Origin of the sequence: Methylocystis sp. L43 (genome assembly GCF_015709525.1) — a bacterium.
In the GTDB taxonomy this organism is placed as follows: domain Bacteria; phylum Pseudomonadota; class Alphaproteobacteria; order Rhizobiales; family Beijerinckiaceae; genus Methylocystis.
Genome location: NZ_JADNRA010000033.1, coordinates 212,427 through 228,306 on the forward strand (window position 1 = coordinate 212,427; position 15,880 = coordinate 228,306).

Here is a 15,880-nt window from a genome sequence, read left to right on the forward strand (position 1 = left end):
TTCAAAAACGCACCATCGAGGTTCTAATGAAAAAACCAGCTTTCGGCCTCGCCGTCGCGACATCCCTGGCCGCCCTGTCGGCCTCGGCCGCAGACCTGCCTTCGCGCAAGGAGCCGCCGCCGGTCTATCTTCCGCCGCCGCCAATTTTCACCTGGACCGGGGTCTACGCCGGTCTCAATCTTGGCGGCGGGTGGCTTGATCGATACGACTATGGACATTGGCTGGCGCCCTCGAGCGCGTCGAACACCGGCGGCGTCGTCGGCGGCGCCCAGATCGGCTATAATTATCAGCTCAGCCCGCTCTTCGTCGTCGGTCTCGAAACCGATTTTCAAGGATCGAGCGTCGGCGGCGGCGGCAATCAGGGGTGGGGCGCGACGCGCAGCGTCGACTGGTTCGGCACCGTGCGAGGGCGCGCGGGCGTGTCGATGCTGAACGCGCAGCTGCTCCTTTACGGCACGGGCGGCTTCGCCTATGGCGACCTGCGTCTCAACTACGGATGGCTTGGCTCTCAGGCCCGCGTGGGAACGGGGTGGACGGCTGGCGGCGGGCTCGAATACGCCTTCCTGCCGAACTGGTCCGCCAAGGTCGAATATCTCTACACAAATATCGGCGCGAATTACGATTCGATCTACGTTGCGCCTTTCATCGTCGAATCCCAGCAGCGCGCGCATCTCAATACCGTGCGCGCCGGCGTCAATTATCGCTTCAACTGGCTGCTTGCGCCTCCCGGCCCTCCAATGGCCGCCTACTGAACGCGAATGCGACAAGGATGAGCGGCAAAAGCCCCGGCGACGGGGCTTTTGCATATGTGGCCGTCGAAGGCGGGAGGCCCGCATAGTTGCGGCGCCGCAACAATTGAACTATCTGCTTTGGAAGCGTTCCGAGAAGAATTCGGCCGCACGCGAGAGGGCTCTACATGGCAGACGCCGACACTGACGGGCTCGCCGCGCGGCGGCCGCTGTCGCCGCATCTGACGGTCTTCAAGCCCATCCTGACGATGATGATGTCGATCGCGCATCGAATCACCGGCGCGGGGCTTTACGTCGGCATGGCGCTTCTGGCGCTGTTCCTGCTCGGCGCCGCGGTCGGCGGCGGCGCCTTCTCCGCCGTGTCCTGGATCGGGTCGGGCTTCATCGGCAATCTGCTGGTGCTGATGATCGTTTGGGCCATTTTCCACCATCTGCTCGGCGGCGTGCGTCACGCGCTCTGGGATCGCGGCCTTTACATGGACGCGAAGGGGCGGGAACTGCTGGCGCAGGGGACGCTCGTCGGCGGCATCCTGTTGACGCTGCTCGTCTTCATCTTCAAGACGCTGGCGAGCTGAGCGGAGCGAACTCATGACGGTTGCGACAAGGTTCAAGAGCGGTCGAACCGGACCCGGCGACGCCTATGTCTCCGACCATAGCGGTTCGACTCATGCACGCTTCATGCGGCTGACGTCTTATGCGTTGGTCCCGCTTGGCGTGCTAAGCGCTTGGTGGATTCTTGGACTTGCCGGCAAGTCGCTTGAAGGCGTGCGGGCCGAAATCGGCAGGCCAATTCCCGCACTCGTGCTCCTCGCGTTCGGCGTGGTCGGCATGATCCATGCACGACAAGGCATGGACGACATCATCGAAGATTATGTGCATGACAAAGCGTTGAAGGCGCAGGCGATCGTCGCCAACACATGGGCGTCCCGCGCCATCGCAGCGATCTGGGTCCTCGCGATCCTCCTCATCGCTGCGCCGAAGTAGTCGGACGATGCAATCCACGGACGTCGACGTGACAGGCGAGAGCAGGAAGCAGCGCGACGTCGCTGCTTTGATCGCAGTGATCCCGTCTTGTAACGACGCGGCGACGCTGCGCGCGGCGCGAATGAGATTCGAGAAGGCTTGATCAATGGTTGCAAAGGGTCCTGCATCAAATGTGTCGGTGGGCGGTCGCGCCTATGCGATCGTCGACCACACCTTTGACGTCGTCGTCGTCGGCGCAGGCGGATCGGGCCTTCGCGCCGTCGTCGGCTGCGCCGAGGCGGGACTGAACGTCGCCTGCGTCACCAAGGTCTTTCCAACGCGCTCGCATACCGTGGCGGCGCAGGGCGGCATCGCCGCCGCGCTCGGCAACATGGGGCCGGACAATTGGAAATGGCACATGTACGACACCGTCAAAGGCTCCGACTGGCTCGGCGACCAGGACGCCATCGAATATATGTGCCGCAACGCCCCGCCCGCCGTTTATGAGCTGGAGCATTGGGGCGTCCCCTTCTCGCGCACGATCGAAGGGACGATCTACCAGCGTCCGTTCGGCGGGATGACGACGGACTTCGGCAACGGCCCGCCGGCGCAGCGCACATGCGCGGCCGCCGATCGCACCGGCCACGCGATGCTGCATACGATGTATGGCCAGGCGCTGAAGCTCGACACGAAGTTCTTCGTCGAATTTTTTGCGCTCGATCTCATCATGGATCAGGACGGCGCCTGTCGGGGCGTCGTGTGCCTGAAGATCGATGACGGAACGATCCATCGTTTTCGCGCCGCGCTCACCGTGCTCGCGACCGGCGGCTATGGCCGCGCCTACCTTTCCGCGACGTCGGCGCACACCTGCACCGGCGACGGCAACGCCATGGTGCTGCGCGCGGGGCTGCCGCTGCAGGACATGGAGTTCGTGCAGTTCCATCCGACCGGCATCTATGGCGCGGGCTGCCTGATCACCGAAGGGGCGCGCGGCGAGGGCGGTTATCTGACGAACAGCGAAGGCGAGCGCTTCATGGAGCGCTATGCGCCCTCGGTGAAGGATCTCGCGCCCCGCGACATGGTTTCGCGCGCCATCACCGTCGAGGTTCGCGAAGGCCGCGGCGTCGGCAAGAATCAGGATCACGCCTATCTGCATCTCGAGCATCTCGATCCGCAGATTTTGCACGAGCGGCTGCCGGGGATATCGGAGAGCGCCAAAATCTTCGCCGGCGTCGACGTCACGCGCCAGCCGATCCCGATCATTCCGACCGTGCATTACAACATGGGCGGCATACCGACGAACTATCACGGCGAGGCGTTGCGCAAGCGCGACGGCAATCCCGACGAGGTGGTGCCGGGCCTGATGGCGCTTGGCGAAGGGGCCTGCGTCTCGGTCCATGGCGCCAATCGACTGGGCTCCAACTCGCTTATTGATCTCGTCGTCTTCGGACGCGCCGCGGCGCTGCGCGCGGCCGAACTCATCAAGCCGAACGATGCGCAGCCGGAACTCCCCGCGAATTCGGCCGATCTCGCGCTGTCGCGCCTCGATTTTTTCCGCAACGCCAATGGCTCGGCCCCCACCGCGGTTTTGCGCGACAGGATGCAGCGCACGATGCAGTCGCATTGCGCCGTCTATCGCACCGGCGAGGTCCTCGCCGAAGGCGTCGAACAGATCAACGCCGTCTGGCGCGACAGCGCCGACGTCAAGATTGCCGATCGCTCGCTGATCTGGAACTCCGATCTCGTCGAGACGCTGGAATACGACAACCTCATCGTGCAGGCCGTCACGACGATGGAAAGCGCCGCCAACCGCACCGAATCGCGCGGCGCGCACGCGCGCGAGGATTTTCCTAATCGCGATGACAAAAACTGGATGAAACATACGCTGGCGACGATTGATCGCGAGAGGAAGACCACCTCCATCGATTATCGCCCGGTGCACAGCTACACGATGACCAATGAGGTCGCTTACGTCGAGCCGAAGGCGCGGGTGTATTAAGATGGTCGAATTCACCCTCCCCAAGAACTCCGTCGTCGCCGAAGGAAAGACCTGGCCGAGGCCCGAAGGCGCCGAGCGCCTGCGCGAATTGCGCATCTATCGATGGGACCCCGACGACGGCGCCAATCCGCGCATCGACACCTATTTCATCGACGCCGACGACTGCGGGCCGATGGTTCTCGACGCGCTGATCTGGATCAAGAACAGAATCGATCCGACGCTGGCCTTCCGTCGGTCCTGCCGCGAGGGCATTTGCGGCTCGTGCTCGATGAATATCGGCGGCCTGAACACGCTCGCCTGCACCAAGGGCATGGATGAGATCGACGGCGCGATCAAAATCTATCCGCTGCCGCATATGGCGGTGGTGAAGGACTTGGTGCCCGATCTGACGATCTTCTATGAGCAATACGCGGCGATCCAGCCCTGGCTGCGCGGCGGACCGGCCCCCGAGAAAGAGCGGCTGCAGTCGCCGGAGCAGCGCGCCAAGCTCGACGGTCTCTACGAATGCATCCTGTGCGCCTGCTGCTCGACCGCCTGTCCGAGCTATTGGTGGAACGCCGATCGCTTCCTCGGTCCCGCGGCGCTGCTGCAGGCGTTTCGTTGGGTGCAGGATTCGCGCGATGAAGCGACGAATGACCGCGTCTCCTATGTCGACGACGTCTTCCGCCTCTATCGCTGCCACACGATCATGAATTGCACCCAGGTCTGCCCTAAGGGCCTGTCGCCGGCCAAGGCCATCGCGGAACTCAAAAACATGGCGATCGCCCAGGACGAAGCGGAGTCGCGCTGAGCGCGGGGCCGCCTTGATCCCGCCGCGCCGCCGGTTTAGGACGGAACAAACGTCTTCGGAGATCTGCGCCATGTCGACCAGCGCTCGTCGCAATTGCGCTTCGCTTCTCATCGCCGCCTGTCTGATCGCCGGCGGCCCCATGGCCGCCTCGGCGCAGCAGCTTCAGGTCGATCCCGGAGCGCTGGACGCTTCGGGTTCTGTCACGACGCAGCCGAAAGCCAAGAGAGCGAAGGCGCAGCAAGCTCCGCGCGCCGGCGCTGGCCAGCAGCAGCAGGGCGGCGGCGGCAACCGCCAGTTTGGCGAGCTTGAGGGTTGGTCCACCGGCAAGGCGCCGCCCGGAGGAAAGCAGAAGGAGAAGGAAGACGAGACGCCGAGCTCGCCGAACGGGAAAATGCCTATTGGCGTTTCGCCGTCGGGGAATATGTCGGTCGGCCTTCCCTTCTGAAATCTCAGCGCCGGAATTGCCGGCTGGAGTTGATCATGGCGTATAAGGTTGCGGTCGTCGGCGCTACGGGCAACGTAGGCCGCGAGATGCTCGATATTCTCGCCGAGCGCCGCTTCCCGGTTTCGGAGGTCGTTGCGCTGGCGTCGGCGCGCTCGATCGGCACGGAAGTCTCCTTCGGCGACAGGACGCTGAAGTGCAAGGCGCTCGACTCTTACGATTTCTCCGACGTCGACATTTGTCTCATGTCGGCGGGCGGCTCGGTCGCGAAGGAATGGGCGCCCAAAATCGGCGCGCAGGGCTGCGTCGTCATCGACAATTCTTCGGCCTGGCGCATGGACCCTGACGTGCCGTTGGTCGTGCCGGAGGTCAACGCCGCCGCCGCGGCGGGTTTTTCCAAAAAGAACATCATCGCCAATCCGAACTGCTCGACGGCGCAGCTCGTCGTCGCGCTGAAGCCCTTGCACGACGCGGCGACGATCAAGCGCGTCGTCGTCTCGACCTATCAGTCGGTCTCTGGCGCGGGCAAGGAGGGCATGGACGAACTCTTCGCGCAGACCCGCTCGGTGTTCGTCGCCAACCCCGTCGAAGCCAAGAAATTTCCCAAGCGCATCGCCTTCAACCTGATTCCGCAGATCGACGTCTTCATGGAGGACGGCTTCACCAAGGAAGAGTGGAAGATGGTCGCGGAGACGAAAAAAATTCTCGATCCCAAGATCAAGCTTGTCGCCACCTGCGTGCGCGTGCCGGTGTTCATCGGCCATTCGGAAGCGGTGAACATCGAATTCGAAAAGCCGATCTCCGCGGACGAGGCGCGTGATATTTTGCGCGCGGCGCCCGGCGTGCTGGTGATCGACAAGCCCGAAGCCGGCGGCTACATCACGCCGCATGAAGCGGCGGGCGAAGACGCCACCTATGTCTCGCGCATCCGTACCGACCCGACCGTCGATAATGGGCTGGTTCTGTGGTGTGTCAGCGACAATCTGCGCAAGGGCGCGGCGCTCAACGCCATTCAAATCGCCGAAGTCCTGATGAACCGCAAACTGCTCGCGCCGAAGAAAAAAGCGGCCTAACGCCCGAAGGCGATCACCGCCGCCAAATAGCCTGCGTAGACGGCGAGCAGCGCAACGCCGCGCCACGGACGGTAGACGCCGCTGCGCGGCGGATAAACCAGCGCAAGCGCGATTAAGCCGGCCACAAGGGCCGGCGCGGCATCTCGTTCGGGTGTACGAATCGGCGTAATGGCGCCGGCCACGCCGATGATGAACAGTCCGTTGAAGACATTGCTGCCGAGCAGGGCGCCGAAGCCGACGTCATCCTGTCGGCGGATGCGCGCCATCAGCGCGGTGGCGAGTTCGGGCGTCGAGGTGCCCACCGCGATCAGCGTTGCGCCGATGACGAAATCGCTCAAGCCAAATCGTTGAGCGATCTTGCTGGCGCCAAATACAATGAGACTTCCGGCGGCGACGAGCAGCGCGAGCCCGATCGAGGTTTCGAACAGAGCGCGCAAGAATCCGGAAGACGTCTCCTGCAGCGCTGGGGCTAAGCGCCGTTCCTCGAGCGCCTCCAGCGTGACCCTCGCGAACCATAGCGCGAAGCCGCCCAAGAGGATCGCGGCTTCCTGACGAGACAGTAATCCATCGATCAGCATGACGCTGAGCGCCACAGGCGCCGCGACAGCGACGGCAAAATTCCGCGTCACCTCGGCGCGGATGATGGCGAGCGGCCCAAAGAGCAGAGCGACGCCGAAGATCAGCGCAAAATTGGCGACATTGCTGCCGAGCGCGTCGCCCAACGAGATTTCCGGCTCGCCCGCCAGCGCCGATTGGACGGCGACGGTCAGTTCCGGGCTTGATGTGGCGAAAGCGGCGATGGTCGCCGCAATGATGCTGGGCGCGACGCGGGCGGCGCGGGCGATCCCGACTGTGCCGCGCACGAACAGCTCGCCGCCGCCAGTGGCGCAGAGCAGGCCGAGCGCCAGCGCGAGATAGGGGATCGCCGTCGAAATCGAATCCGTCGACGGCAATGGCTTATTTGTTGATCTTGAACAGCGTCGGATCCGGCACTTTCGCCTGGTCGATGTTGAAGACCGAGATCAAGGTCTCATAGCCTTGCGGGTCCGTCACCTGCCACTGCTTCAATTTAAAGGTCTTGGGGTCGAAGATCAGACGCACGTGCGACGTGCCGCCGAAGGTCGCCTTGTCCTCGATGAAGATGGTGACGCCGGAATCATCGATCTTCACATCCTCGACGACGACATCCTTTTCGAGATCGATCTTATCCTTCATCAGGAATTTGAGCGGCGTCTGGGTGATGAAGTAGAGATCCTGCGTATTGAGCTTGCGGTCGCGCACCGCGACCTGCGCGCCGTCAGCGACGACTTCCATCGTCGCCGGCTGGGCATATTCGAAGCGAACGCGGCCGGCGCGCTGCACGTGAAGCCTGCCTTCCGAACGTTTGCCGTCGCCGCCGATCTGCACAAAATCGGCCGTCATCACCGGCGATGCGTTGAAAAAGGCGTTGGCGCGCTTTACCGCCTCAGCGCGGGTGAGCGGCTTCTCCGGCTCCGGCGCGGGCGGGGGCGCGATCGTCGCGGCGGCAGCGGCGGGCCCCTGTGCGGACGGCTTGGCGCCTTTCTTCCCGATCGGGTCTGCAGGCTTCGCCTCGCCGGGCTTGGCCGTCACGGGCTTGACCGTCACGGACTTGGGGTCGACGTTCTTCTCGTCCTCAGGCTTGACCTCAGCCGATTTGCCCCTTGCTTCCGCGGGACGGGCTTCGGCTGGCTTCGCCTCCGCTGCCTTATTCTCGGCGACCGCCGGAACGCTTCCCTGCGACGGCGGCGCAGGGCGCGCGATCGTCGCAGCGGCGGCCGGGACGGCGAGTGAAAGCGCGGCGAGCAGGGCGGCAAAGTGAACGTATGTCACGGCGGGTTCCGATTCTGGGAAGCTGTCGCCGTCTTCCTAGCATAAGTTGGCGGAATTGGGGGCGAAGCCTTACTCCGCCGCCTCGATGTCGAAGGCGCCGCGATCGATGCCGCCGCCGACCAGAATTTCGCGCTTTCCGGCGTGATTAGGCGCGGAGACGACGCCTTCCTGCTCCATGCGCTCGACGAGCGAAGCGGCCTTGTTGTAGCCGACGGAGAGACGGCGCTGGATATAGCTCGTCGAGCACTTCTTATCGCGCAGCACGATGTTGACGGCGCGGTCGTAAAGGTCGCCGCCTTCCTCCGCGTCCATCGAGCCGGGCAGGGGCGCTTCGCCATCTTCGCCAACATCGTCCTCGGCGGTGATGGCGTCGAGATATTGCGGCGCGCCTTGCGTCTTCACATGGGCGACGATGTCCTCGACTTCGTGGTCGGACACGAAAGGCCCATGCACGCGCGAAATGCGGCCGCCGCCCGCCATGTAGAGCATGTCGCCCTGGCCGAGCAGCTGCTCGGCGCCCTGTTCGCCCAGAATCGTGCGGCTGTCGATCTTCGAGGTCACCTGGAAGGAGATGCGCGTCGGGAAATTCGCTTTGATCGTGCCAGTGATGACGTCGACGGAGGGGCGCTGCGTCGCCATGATCAGATGGATGCCGGCGGCGCGCGCCATCTGCGCCAGTCTCTGGATCGCGCCCTCGATGTCCTTGCCGGCGACGAGCATGAGATCCGCCATCTCGTCGACGATCACGACGATATAAGGCAGCGTGGAGAGCGTCATCTCCTCATGCTCGAAGACCGCCTCGCCGGTCTCGCGATCGAAGCCCGTCTGCACCGTGCGGGTGATCGTCTCGCCCTTAGCCTGCGCGTCGGCGACGCGGGCGTTGTAGCCATCGATGTTGCGCACGCCGAGCTTCGACATTTTCTTGTAGCGATCCTCCATCTCGCGCACCGCCCATTTGAGCGCCACGACCGCCTTTTTCGGGTCGGTGACGACGGGCGTCAGCAGATGCGGGATGTTGTCGTAGACGGAGAGCTCCAGCATCTTCGGATCGACCATGATGAGCCGGCATTCTTCGGGCTTCAGCCGATAAAGCAGCGACAGGATCATGGTGTTGATCGCGACCGACTTGCCGGAGCCGGTGGTGCCGGCGACCAAGAGATGCGGCATGCGGGCCAGGTCGACGATCACCGGCTCGCCGCCGATCGTCTTGCCAAGCGCGATGGCGAGCTTGTGGTTGGAGCGGACGAAATCCTCGCAGGCGATGAGTTCGCGCAAATAGACCATCTCGCGACGCTGATTCGGCAGTTCGATGCCGATGGCGTTGCGCCCTGACACGACGGCGACGCGGGCGGAGATGGCGGACATCGAGCGGGCGATGTCGTCGGCGAGGCCGATGACCCGCGAACTCTTGATGCCGGGGGCCGGCTCCAGCTCATAGAGCGTGACCACTGGCCCAGGGCGGACGTTGATGATGTCGCCCTTGACGGAAAAATCCTCGAGCACGCCCTCAAGCAGACGCGCGTTGTGCTCGAGCGCCTCCTGCGGGAGCTTGACGCCGCTCGCCTGCTTCTTCGGTTCGGCGAGGAGGGTCAGGGGCGGCGTCTCATAGCGCGTATTGAAGCGGGGCTGCGCGGCGCGGGCAGGCGCACGCGTCCTGCGGGGCGCAGGCGGGGCGACTGCGGGTTCATAGGGCTCGTCGGGCTCGTCGAGATCGCGGGGCTGCGGCGACGCAAAGGCGGGAAAAACGTCCAGATCCTCGAAGGTCGGCTCGACGCGCGGATAGCGCGGCGGCGGCGGCCGGTCCGTCGTCGCGGCGCGACGTCTGAGTCTCGCGGCGGCGCGCAGCATCCAGGATTTTAGCGCCAGTCCAAGATGGATCAGCGCGCCGAGCGAGATCAACGCGACGCCAGGCTCGCCGCCGGCGTCGTCGTCATCCTCGGCGCCCGGACGAATCTGCGCGTCATCTTCAGAGGAGCGGCTGCGCATATCCGCTTCGGATTCGAAGCCCAGCCCCGCTGCGCCGGTCACGGCGAGGATCGCGACCAGAGCGGCGCCGGCGCCAAAGAGCGCGGTCATTACGCCGGAGCCGGCAAAGATCAGCCGTGGAACGGTCAGGATGGCGTCGCCGGCGACGCCGCCGAGGCCGGTGGGCAGCGGCCAGCGGTTGGTCGCGGGCAGCAGCGACGCGGTCGCGGCGGTTGCGAAAACGCCGAGGACACAGAGGCCGACGCGCAGCATCACGCGGCCGATCCGGCGCCGTCGCATGAGACGCAATCCCTGGGTCGCGATCGGCACGATGGCGGCGATGGCGCCGAAGCCGACGAGTTGCATCAGCAGATCGGAGACGATCGCGCCCGGTCCGCCGAGCAGGTTGCGGACGTGGCCTGAGGTCGCGTGGTTGAGCGACGGATCGCGGGCGGACCAGCTGACGAGCGCCAGCGTCAGCGCGCCGGCGCTCACGAGCAAGGCGGCGCCCAGGATTTCCGCCAGCCTCCGCGCCGCGAAGTCGCGAAGCTGCTCGGTAAAATGGCCCCTTGCATGGCTGCGCATATGAGGAGAAGCCTCGCTTGATCGCGGCGCCGCCAATGGCGCGCGGATGCGGGCAGCGTAAAAAATCTCGGTTAAGGTGCGCTTAAGCCTGGTTGTGCGGTTTCTTGCCGCCCGCCGCGACGATCTGATTGAGCTCGGCGCCATAGATGAAGATCGCCGCCAGCATCTGAAGAAAAACGATGGCGATCACGATGGAGGCGAGGCCGGCGTACATCGATATATAACTGCTGGCGAATCTCGCGAGATAGGCGCCGAAGCCGACGCCGAGCGCGAGCGACGCGACGAGCGTCAGCGCGATGCCCGGGGCGATGAGTTTGAAGCTGCGCCGTTCCGCAGGCAAGAACTTATGAGCCGCGAAAAGCGAAATGGCCAATAGGCCGGTGGTGACGCCATAGCGCACAGGTTGGAAGAGCGGCTCAAGATCTTGGGCGATGAGCGGCGCATATCGTGCCGCGATCGTCCACGCGAGCGGCCCCAGCACGAGCAGAATGGCGACGGCGAGAAGCGCCGCTGCGCCGAGGAAGACGTAAAGAATTGATTCCAGGCGTGAGAGCCACCAGGAGCGCGTTTCCTGAAGGTCATAGGCGCGGTTCAGGGCGACGCGAAGCGCCTCGACTCCGCTCGAGGCGAAATAGATGGCGAAGACCGCGCCCAAGGTCAGCAGTCCGCCGCGCGGCTGCGTCAGCACATTGCTGATCTGGTCCGAAATCGGCCCCGCCACGCTCGCCGGCCAGGTTTCGAAGAGGAGTTTTCTTGCGGCTTCCGCTTCGCTCCGCAGGCCGAAAAAGCCCGCGAGCGCCGTCAGAAAGATGAGGAACGGAAAGAGCGAGGTCAGGATGGATAGCGCAATATAGCTCGCGATCGCCCAACCGTCGTCGCGGTTGAACTTGAGATAGGAGTCATAAAGGAGCTGAAAAATTTTTTGCATGCCGACCCATGATAGCGTGCCGACCGGGAATGGCGATGGCGCAAAGCAGGGAATCCGTCGATGAGAAGCTTTCCTTTACGAGTTTCTGCGCCATGAGCGCGGCGTTTATGATTCTGTCATATGGATCGAACTCGGCGCTCGCGAAGGACTGCAGCCGCCTCGATACCCAGACCGCGCTGAACATTTGCGCGGGCGAAAATTTCAAACAGGCCGACGCCGAACTCAACGCGGCTTACGCGATATTGTTGGGCAGGATAAGCCCGAAGGGCCGTGAACAACTGCAGGAAGCGCAGAGATCCTGGATCAAATACAAGGATGCGCAGTGCGCGTTTGACACTATGGGAACGATCGGCGGCAGCATCCACAGTATGATCGCGGCGCAATGTCTGACGGATTTGACCGAGCAGCAGACGAAAAGATTGCAGCGTCAACTGACCTGCCAGGAGGGAGACGTTTCCTGCGGCGGCCAGTAATCTGGCGCCGGTCGTCGCTCTATTTTAGCGCAGCTTCCAAATAGCTGATCATTTGGCGAAAAATGTCGTTCCTCTGTTCGGGTTTCAGTCCCTCGCCGAGATGACCGCCATCGTGCGTAATGACGCGAACGTCAACGTCGGCGCCCCTCAGTCGTTTTTGTAGATTGGCGCATTGAGAAGGCGGCGTGATCTGATCTTTTCGGCCGCAGATCAAAAGCATGGGCGATGCGTTCCGATTCACTTCGTAAAGGGGAGACGCATCGCGCAACAGCCTGCGGCGGTCGCCGCGATCGGCGCCTTTGAACAGATTTTTCCAGAGCGTATCGCGCACGCTCGCATTGAGCGCGGCTATGTCGGTGATTCCGGAGTCGGAGACGACGCATTGTACGTCCGGCGTTTCGCTGGGAGGTGAGGTCTCATCGGCTAAGGGACGGTTCACATGCGCGGCCCCGAGAAAGATCGCCAGAGCGCCGCCTGCGGAAAAGCCGACGGCGCACATGCGATGCGGATCGAGACCGATCGCCTTTGCATTATGTTTGAGCCATTCGACGGCAAGCTGCGCGTCCGCCAATTGCGCAGGCCATGGGGCGTCTCGCGCCAGCCGATAGCCGAGCGTCGCAGCGACGAAGCCCTGCGACGCGAGTTTGCGGCAGAGATGATCGAGGCTGGATTTGTCCCCGCCCATAAAGCCGCCGCCGTGGATCAGCAGCACGCCCGGACGAGGTGCTGATAACGTCGCGGCCTCGCATAAGTTCAGCCGTTGCTCCGAGAGCGGGCCATAGGCCAGCTCTCGCACCGTCGCCGGCTGCGCGGGGGAGCAAAGGCCGGCGACAGCCAGAGCCAGGAAGGCGATTCTGGCCTTGTGGGCTAAGTCGAAGCGTCGCTCCGATGCGCCGCGACATGGCATCTGGATAATCCAAAACGCTGCAGATTGAAGCTACGCGCAAGCGCCGAGGCTATATGCCGGGAATTAGAACAGAGTTCGGCATGGGCAATCTCGGCGGCGATCTGAGCGATGGCTTACTTCATCTCTGCCGCATGGCGCTCGAGCGCCGGACATACCGCCGGCATCTGCTGCCGGCGTCAGTGCACTTGCTGGGATTGCAACTTTGTCTTTAGATAATCCGTTATCTCTAAAAATATTCGCTTTTTTTGTTCATAGTCCAAGCCTGAGTTCAAATGGCCGCCCTCGTGTTTGATAATGTTAAAGTCCACTCCTGCGCTTGCTAACTTCTCTTCTATCATGGCGCATTGGGATATCGGCGTCACTTCGTCATGTTCGCCGCATACCAAGAGCATGGGCGACGAGTGCTGGTCGACTTTGTAAAGTGGTGATGCTTCGCGAAACGCATCGTTCCGGTCGGCGCTGTCTCTTCCAATAAAAATGCTTTTCCAGAGCGCATTTTGCGTCTCTGGTCTAAGTGAACCAATATCCGTAATTCCCGAGTTGGACACGACACATTGCACATCTGGTTCCGCAGGGGGAACTGAAATTCGCCCGCTTGCGGGATCGTGCGCGTGCGCGACACCCAAAAACATCGCAAGACTTCCGCCTGCGGACAGCCCCACGGCACACAGGCGAAGCGGATCGAGACTTATTTCGTCCGAATGCCGCTTTAGCCAACGGACAGCAAGCTGAACGTCGATCAATTGAGCAGGCCATGCTGAAGAGCGGTCCTTTGCGAGTCTGTAACCGACAGTTGCCGCTACAAATCCCCTTGCGGAAAAGTGTCGGCACAGCAAATTCAGGTCGGACTTGTCTCCTCGGATAAAGCCTCCGCCGTGTAAAAGCACGACTCCCGGCCGAAGCCGCTTTGAATCTTCAGCGACGCAAAGATTCAAACGCTGTTCCGGAAGAGGTCCATAGGCGATCTCCCGGAGGTCGTCTTGCTGCGCGTAAGCGGGAAACCCGCAGAGCGAAAAAGTCAAAGCAACAATGATGTAAAGAACGTCTGAGCGGAGCTTCGCGGTCCTTGCCGCGGCTTTCTTGTCGTCGTGCTGGAAGCGACGGGCGATCACCGCGCGATGCTGTTGACTGAAGCCTCAATGATATTTTTGTCGCAGATGACGGAATTCTCGTCGTTCGACGGCGAGCTGAGCGCTTGAGCGAACCGCGACTCGGAAACCGAACTCACTGGGGTTGCGTGTAATGATTGCGGATCCGGTTCGACGAAATGCTTGTTGAACACACGCATCACGTGACGAACCCCTGACGACTTTACCTCTCGTAAGTCGTCAGCGTAGTAGGTCCCGGCCACGCCCGGGGCTGTGATGATCTCATATGACGGAAAATAGACTACGTTTTTGCGCTGGCGCGCAATCTCTTCCGCCGCGACGCGGAGCACGGATTTGCTGTATGTCGTGGCGGTTAGAACGTGCTGATGTTCGTATGTTGCAATCAAGGGAACCGGCGAAACCGTCAATATCAGACGACATGTCGGGTTTACGCTCCCGATCAAATCAACGAATGTTGCAAGATCCTCTTGAACCATTCGTGAAGAGAAGTTGACGAAACCGTATGAATTAGGATCATATCTGCCGCCCGCGACGCCAGGAGCGACAGGATATACGGCGCCGTCTTTGAGGGAGCGCCATCCCTCTGTCAGACCTAAAGTGAAGACGATCCAATTGGCTTCAAGAAACATTTGCCTGACGCAGGCCAAATGGGACTGAGCCGCCCGACGGACGGTCGCCTCATCTTCGAGCGGAGCAGGTTCGATATTTGGTCTGAAGGCGTCGACGAAGCCGCCGTCAGCGGCGCTCCAGACGTCATCGCATGGCGCGAACATGCCGAAGGCGCGCTGAAATAATTGCACCGCTTGCCTGACCGTGTAGACGTTGCCGTAGCGGGCCGAAAAGACTCCATAATTCTTTTTTCGCGCCTCATCGCTGGTCATCCCCGGAGGCGCATTTTCGGCCACGTAATAATTCAGGCCAAGCCCAGCCATGTTGCGCGCCAAATGCTGCGCGAAACAGCTTCCCAATGTCGCGATTCGCTCATGAGGTTTGATCCAATGATCTTCGATCATTGGATCAATGTGCCCGGGCGCTTGCCATGTTACGCCGCGCGACCAAAACTGATAGTCTGGAAGTCCACGATAGGGATTGGCGCCCATTCGTTTCTCCTACCGCGGGATGCCCAGCAAAGCGTCCAATTTGTCTTGGAAGCAGGCGTCAGCAAACCGAACGCCCTCGCGCGTAAGACCTTTGCTCTTATAACGTTCGAATTCAGCCGAGATGAAATCATGCAGTCCGAGATATTTGCCGTTGTACAGCCACACGTAAGCTCCAGGAGCTGAGAATATCTCGCCTATTTCCGGATATACCGGCCAACCAAAATTCGCGAGCGGATCGGGAAAGAACACTGGTCGATCCAGTGCGTCTTCCGAAGCGCCGGTCTTCATGGCGAGGAGCGCCGATAGAGCCGTGAACGCATCCTTGGTCGGATGATTTATGGAGTGCATAAAAACACCGCTTCGCTTCGCCTTAAGAAAGAATTTTACAAAATCTACATTGTAGAGTTCAAAATCATGCTTGAGTTTCTTTACGCCGTCATCCCAGCGAGAGAAATACCCCAAATAATCATACACCTCTTTATTGAAGCAAGCCACGGTTTGCTCCACGCTCAGTCCGCGCACGAAGCAGCCGACGCAAATAGCAGAATTATAATTTTCAATTATTGAGTTGTTGCTGAGCCATACGTAGCAACAGTCAGGATGAAAAGGTCTAAATGTGATCTGCGGGTAGACGATGACTCTTGGATCAACATCCTGTCCGCCACTCGCGACATAAGTGCTGCTGTTCACAAAAATCAAATCAAAGTCGGGGAGGTTCGCGTCTAGGTAGTCCGAGAGCCCGGCTCCTTTTAAGGCAAGCGGGGTGACGCTCGCCTCGAGCACGAGCTGTCTCAAGGATGTGGTAATCGCTCCTGTATCGCAATTGCCAAGAACGCCGATTTTGATTCCCATCGATTGCCTTCTTACAAAGCCAATTCCACAGAAAAGTTGAACTCGTGGGATTCGGTCCAAGATCGCAAAAACTCACGACTTTTCGATAGCATAG

At 61.6% G+C, this 15,880-nt stretch carries 16 protein-coding genes; 8 read left to right on the plus strand and 8 right to left on the minus strand.

From position 1 onward, the window contains the following. Window positions 1–26: 26 nt before the first annotated feature. From IYX23_RS14465 to IYX23_RS14495, 7 genes are all read left to right on the plus strand, one after another. Window positions 27–752 (plus strand): outer membrane beta-barrel protein, encoded by a 726-nt coding sequence (locus IYX23_RS14465; RefSeq protein ID WP_196393438.1) that lies wholly within the window; start codon window positions 27–29, stop codon window positions 750–752. Between the two features lie 164 nt (window positions 753–916). Then, complete coding sequence (gene sdhC / locus IYX23_RS14470; RefSeq protein ID WP_124737787.1) at window positions 917–1,324, plus strand: succinate dehydrogenase, cytochrome b556 subunit; 408 nt, start codon at window positions 917–919, stop codon at window positions 1,322–1,324. A gap of 13 nt (window positions 1,325–1,337) precedes the next feature. Further along, window positions 1,338–1,733: a succinate dehydrogenase, hydrophobic membrane anchor protein gene (gene sdhD, locus IYX23_RS14475; RefSeq protein WP_196393439.1), complete on the plus strand. Its 396-nt coding sequence runs from the start codon at window positions 1,338–1,340 to the stop codon at window positions 1,731–1,733. 145 nt (window positions 1,734–1,878) lie between these two features. Next, window positions 1,879–3,711, plus strand: coding sequence for a succinate dehydrogenase flavoprotein subunit (gene sdhA / locus IYX23_RS14480; RefSeq protein WP_196393440.1), 1,833 nt, complete (start codon window positions 1,879–1,881; stop codon window positions 3,709–3,711). Window position 3,712: 1 nt separating this feature from the next. Beyond that, a complete protein-coding gene (locus IYX23_RS14485; protein WP_281431792.1) occupies window positions 3,713–4,501 on the plus strand; it encodes a succinate dehydrogenase iron-sulfur subunit in 789 nt (262 codons plus the stop codon). 70 nt (window positions 4,502–4,571) lie between these two features. Further along, entirely contained in the window at window positions 4,572–4,946 is a 375-nt protein-coding gene (locus tag IYX23_RS14490) for a hypothetical protein (RefSeq protein WP_196393441.1), read from the plus strand. Between the two features lie 35 nt (window positions 4,947–4,981). Beyond that, window positions 4,982–6,016, plus strand: a complete 1,035-nt coding sequence (locus IYX23_RS14495; protein WP_196393442.1) for an aspartate-semialdehyde dehydrogenase — start codon at window positions 4,982–4,984, stop codon at window positions 6,014–6,016. On the opposite strand, the gene IYX23_RS14500 is transcribed toward IYX23_RS14495, so the two are convergent. From IYX23_RS14500 to IYX23_RS14515, 4 genes are all read right to left on the minus strand, one after another. Then, on the minus strand, window positions 6,013–6,969 hold the full coding sequence (locus IYX23_RS14500; RefSeq protein ID WP_210330640.1) for a sodium:calcium antiporter: 957 nt from the start codon (window positions 6,967–6,969) through the stop codon (window positions 6,013–6,015). The genes IYX23_RS14495 and IYX23_RS14500 overlap by 4 nt on opposite strands. 4 nt (window positions 6,970–6,973) lie before the next feature. Beyond that, window positions 6,974–7,867: an outer-membrane lipoprotein carrier protein LolA gene (locus IYX23_RS14505; RefSeq protein WP_196393443.1), complete on the minus strand. Its 894-nt coding sequence runs from the start codon at window positions 7,865–7,867 to the stop codon at window positions 6,974–6,976. 69 nt (window positions 7,868–7,936) lie between these two features. Then, window positions 7,937–10,417: a DNA translocase FtsK gene (locus IYX23_RS14510; RefSeq protein ID WP_196393444.1), complete on the minus strand. Its 2,481-nt coding sequence runs from the start codon at window positions 10,415–10,417 to the stop codon at window positions 7,937–7,939. An 82-nt stretch (window positions 10,418–10,499) separates the two neighbouring features. Further along, window positions 10,500–11,345, minus strand: coding sequence for a YihY/virulence factor BrkB family protein (locus IYX23_RS14515; RefSeq protein WP_196393445.1), 846 nt, complete (start codon window positions 11,343–11,345; stop codon window positions 10,500–10,502). Window positions 11,346–11,374: 29 nt separating this feature from the next. Here IYX23_RS14515 and IYX23_RS14520 point away from each other — a divergent pair, with 29 nt between their 5' ends. Next, window positions 11,375–11,818 carry a lysozyme inhibitor LprI family protein gene (locus IYX23_RS14520; RefSeq protein ID WP_246716816.1) on the plus strand — a complete coding sequence of 148 codons (444 nt, stop codon included), beginning with the start codon at window positions 11,375–11,377 and terminating at the stop codon, window positions 11,816–11,818. 19 nt (window positions 11,819–11,837) lie between these two features. On the opposite strand, the gene IYX23_RS14525 is transcribed toward IYX23_RS14520, so the two are convergent. The 4 genes from IYX23_RS14525 to IYX23_RS14540 all read right to left on the minus strand — a co-directional run bounded on the left by IYX23_RS14525 (window position 11,838) and on the right by IYX23_RS14540 (window position 15,786). Next, window positions 11,838–12,725, minus strand: coding sequence for an alpha/beta hydrolase (locus IYX23_RS14525; protein ID WP_196393446.1), 888 nt, complete (start codon window positions 12,723–12,725; stop codon window positions 11,838–11,840). Between the two features lie 176 nt (window positions 12,726–12,901). Beyond that, window positions 12,902–13,837 carry an alpha/beta hydrolase gene (locus IYX23_RS14530; protein ID WP_196393447.1) on the minus strand — a complete coding sequence of 312 codons (936 nt, stop codon included), beginning with the start codon at window positions 13,835–13,837 and terminating at the stop codon, window positions 12,902–12,904. Beyond that, window positions 13,834–14,934 (minus strand): GSCFA domain-containing protein, encoded by a 1,101-nt coding sequence (locus tag IYX23_RS14535; RefSeq protein WP_196393448.1) that lies wholly within the window; start codon window positions 14,932–14,934, stop codon window positions 13,834–13,836. Before IYX23_RS14535 ends, IYX23_RS14530 begins: the two co-directional genes overlap by 4 nt. Before the next feature lie 9 nt (window positions 14,935–14,943). Next, the gene (locus tag IYX23_RS14540) at window positions 14,944–15,786 is read right to left on the minus strand and encodes a WcbI family polysaccharide biosynthesis putative acetyltransferase (RefSeq protein ID WP_196393449.1); all 843 of its coding nucleotides are present in this window, start codon (window positions 15,784–15,786) and stop codon (window positions 14,944–14,946) included. Window positions 15,787–15,880: the final 94 nt, after the last annotated feature.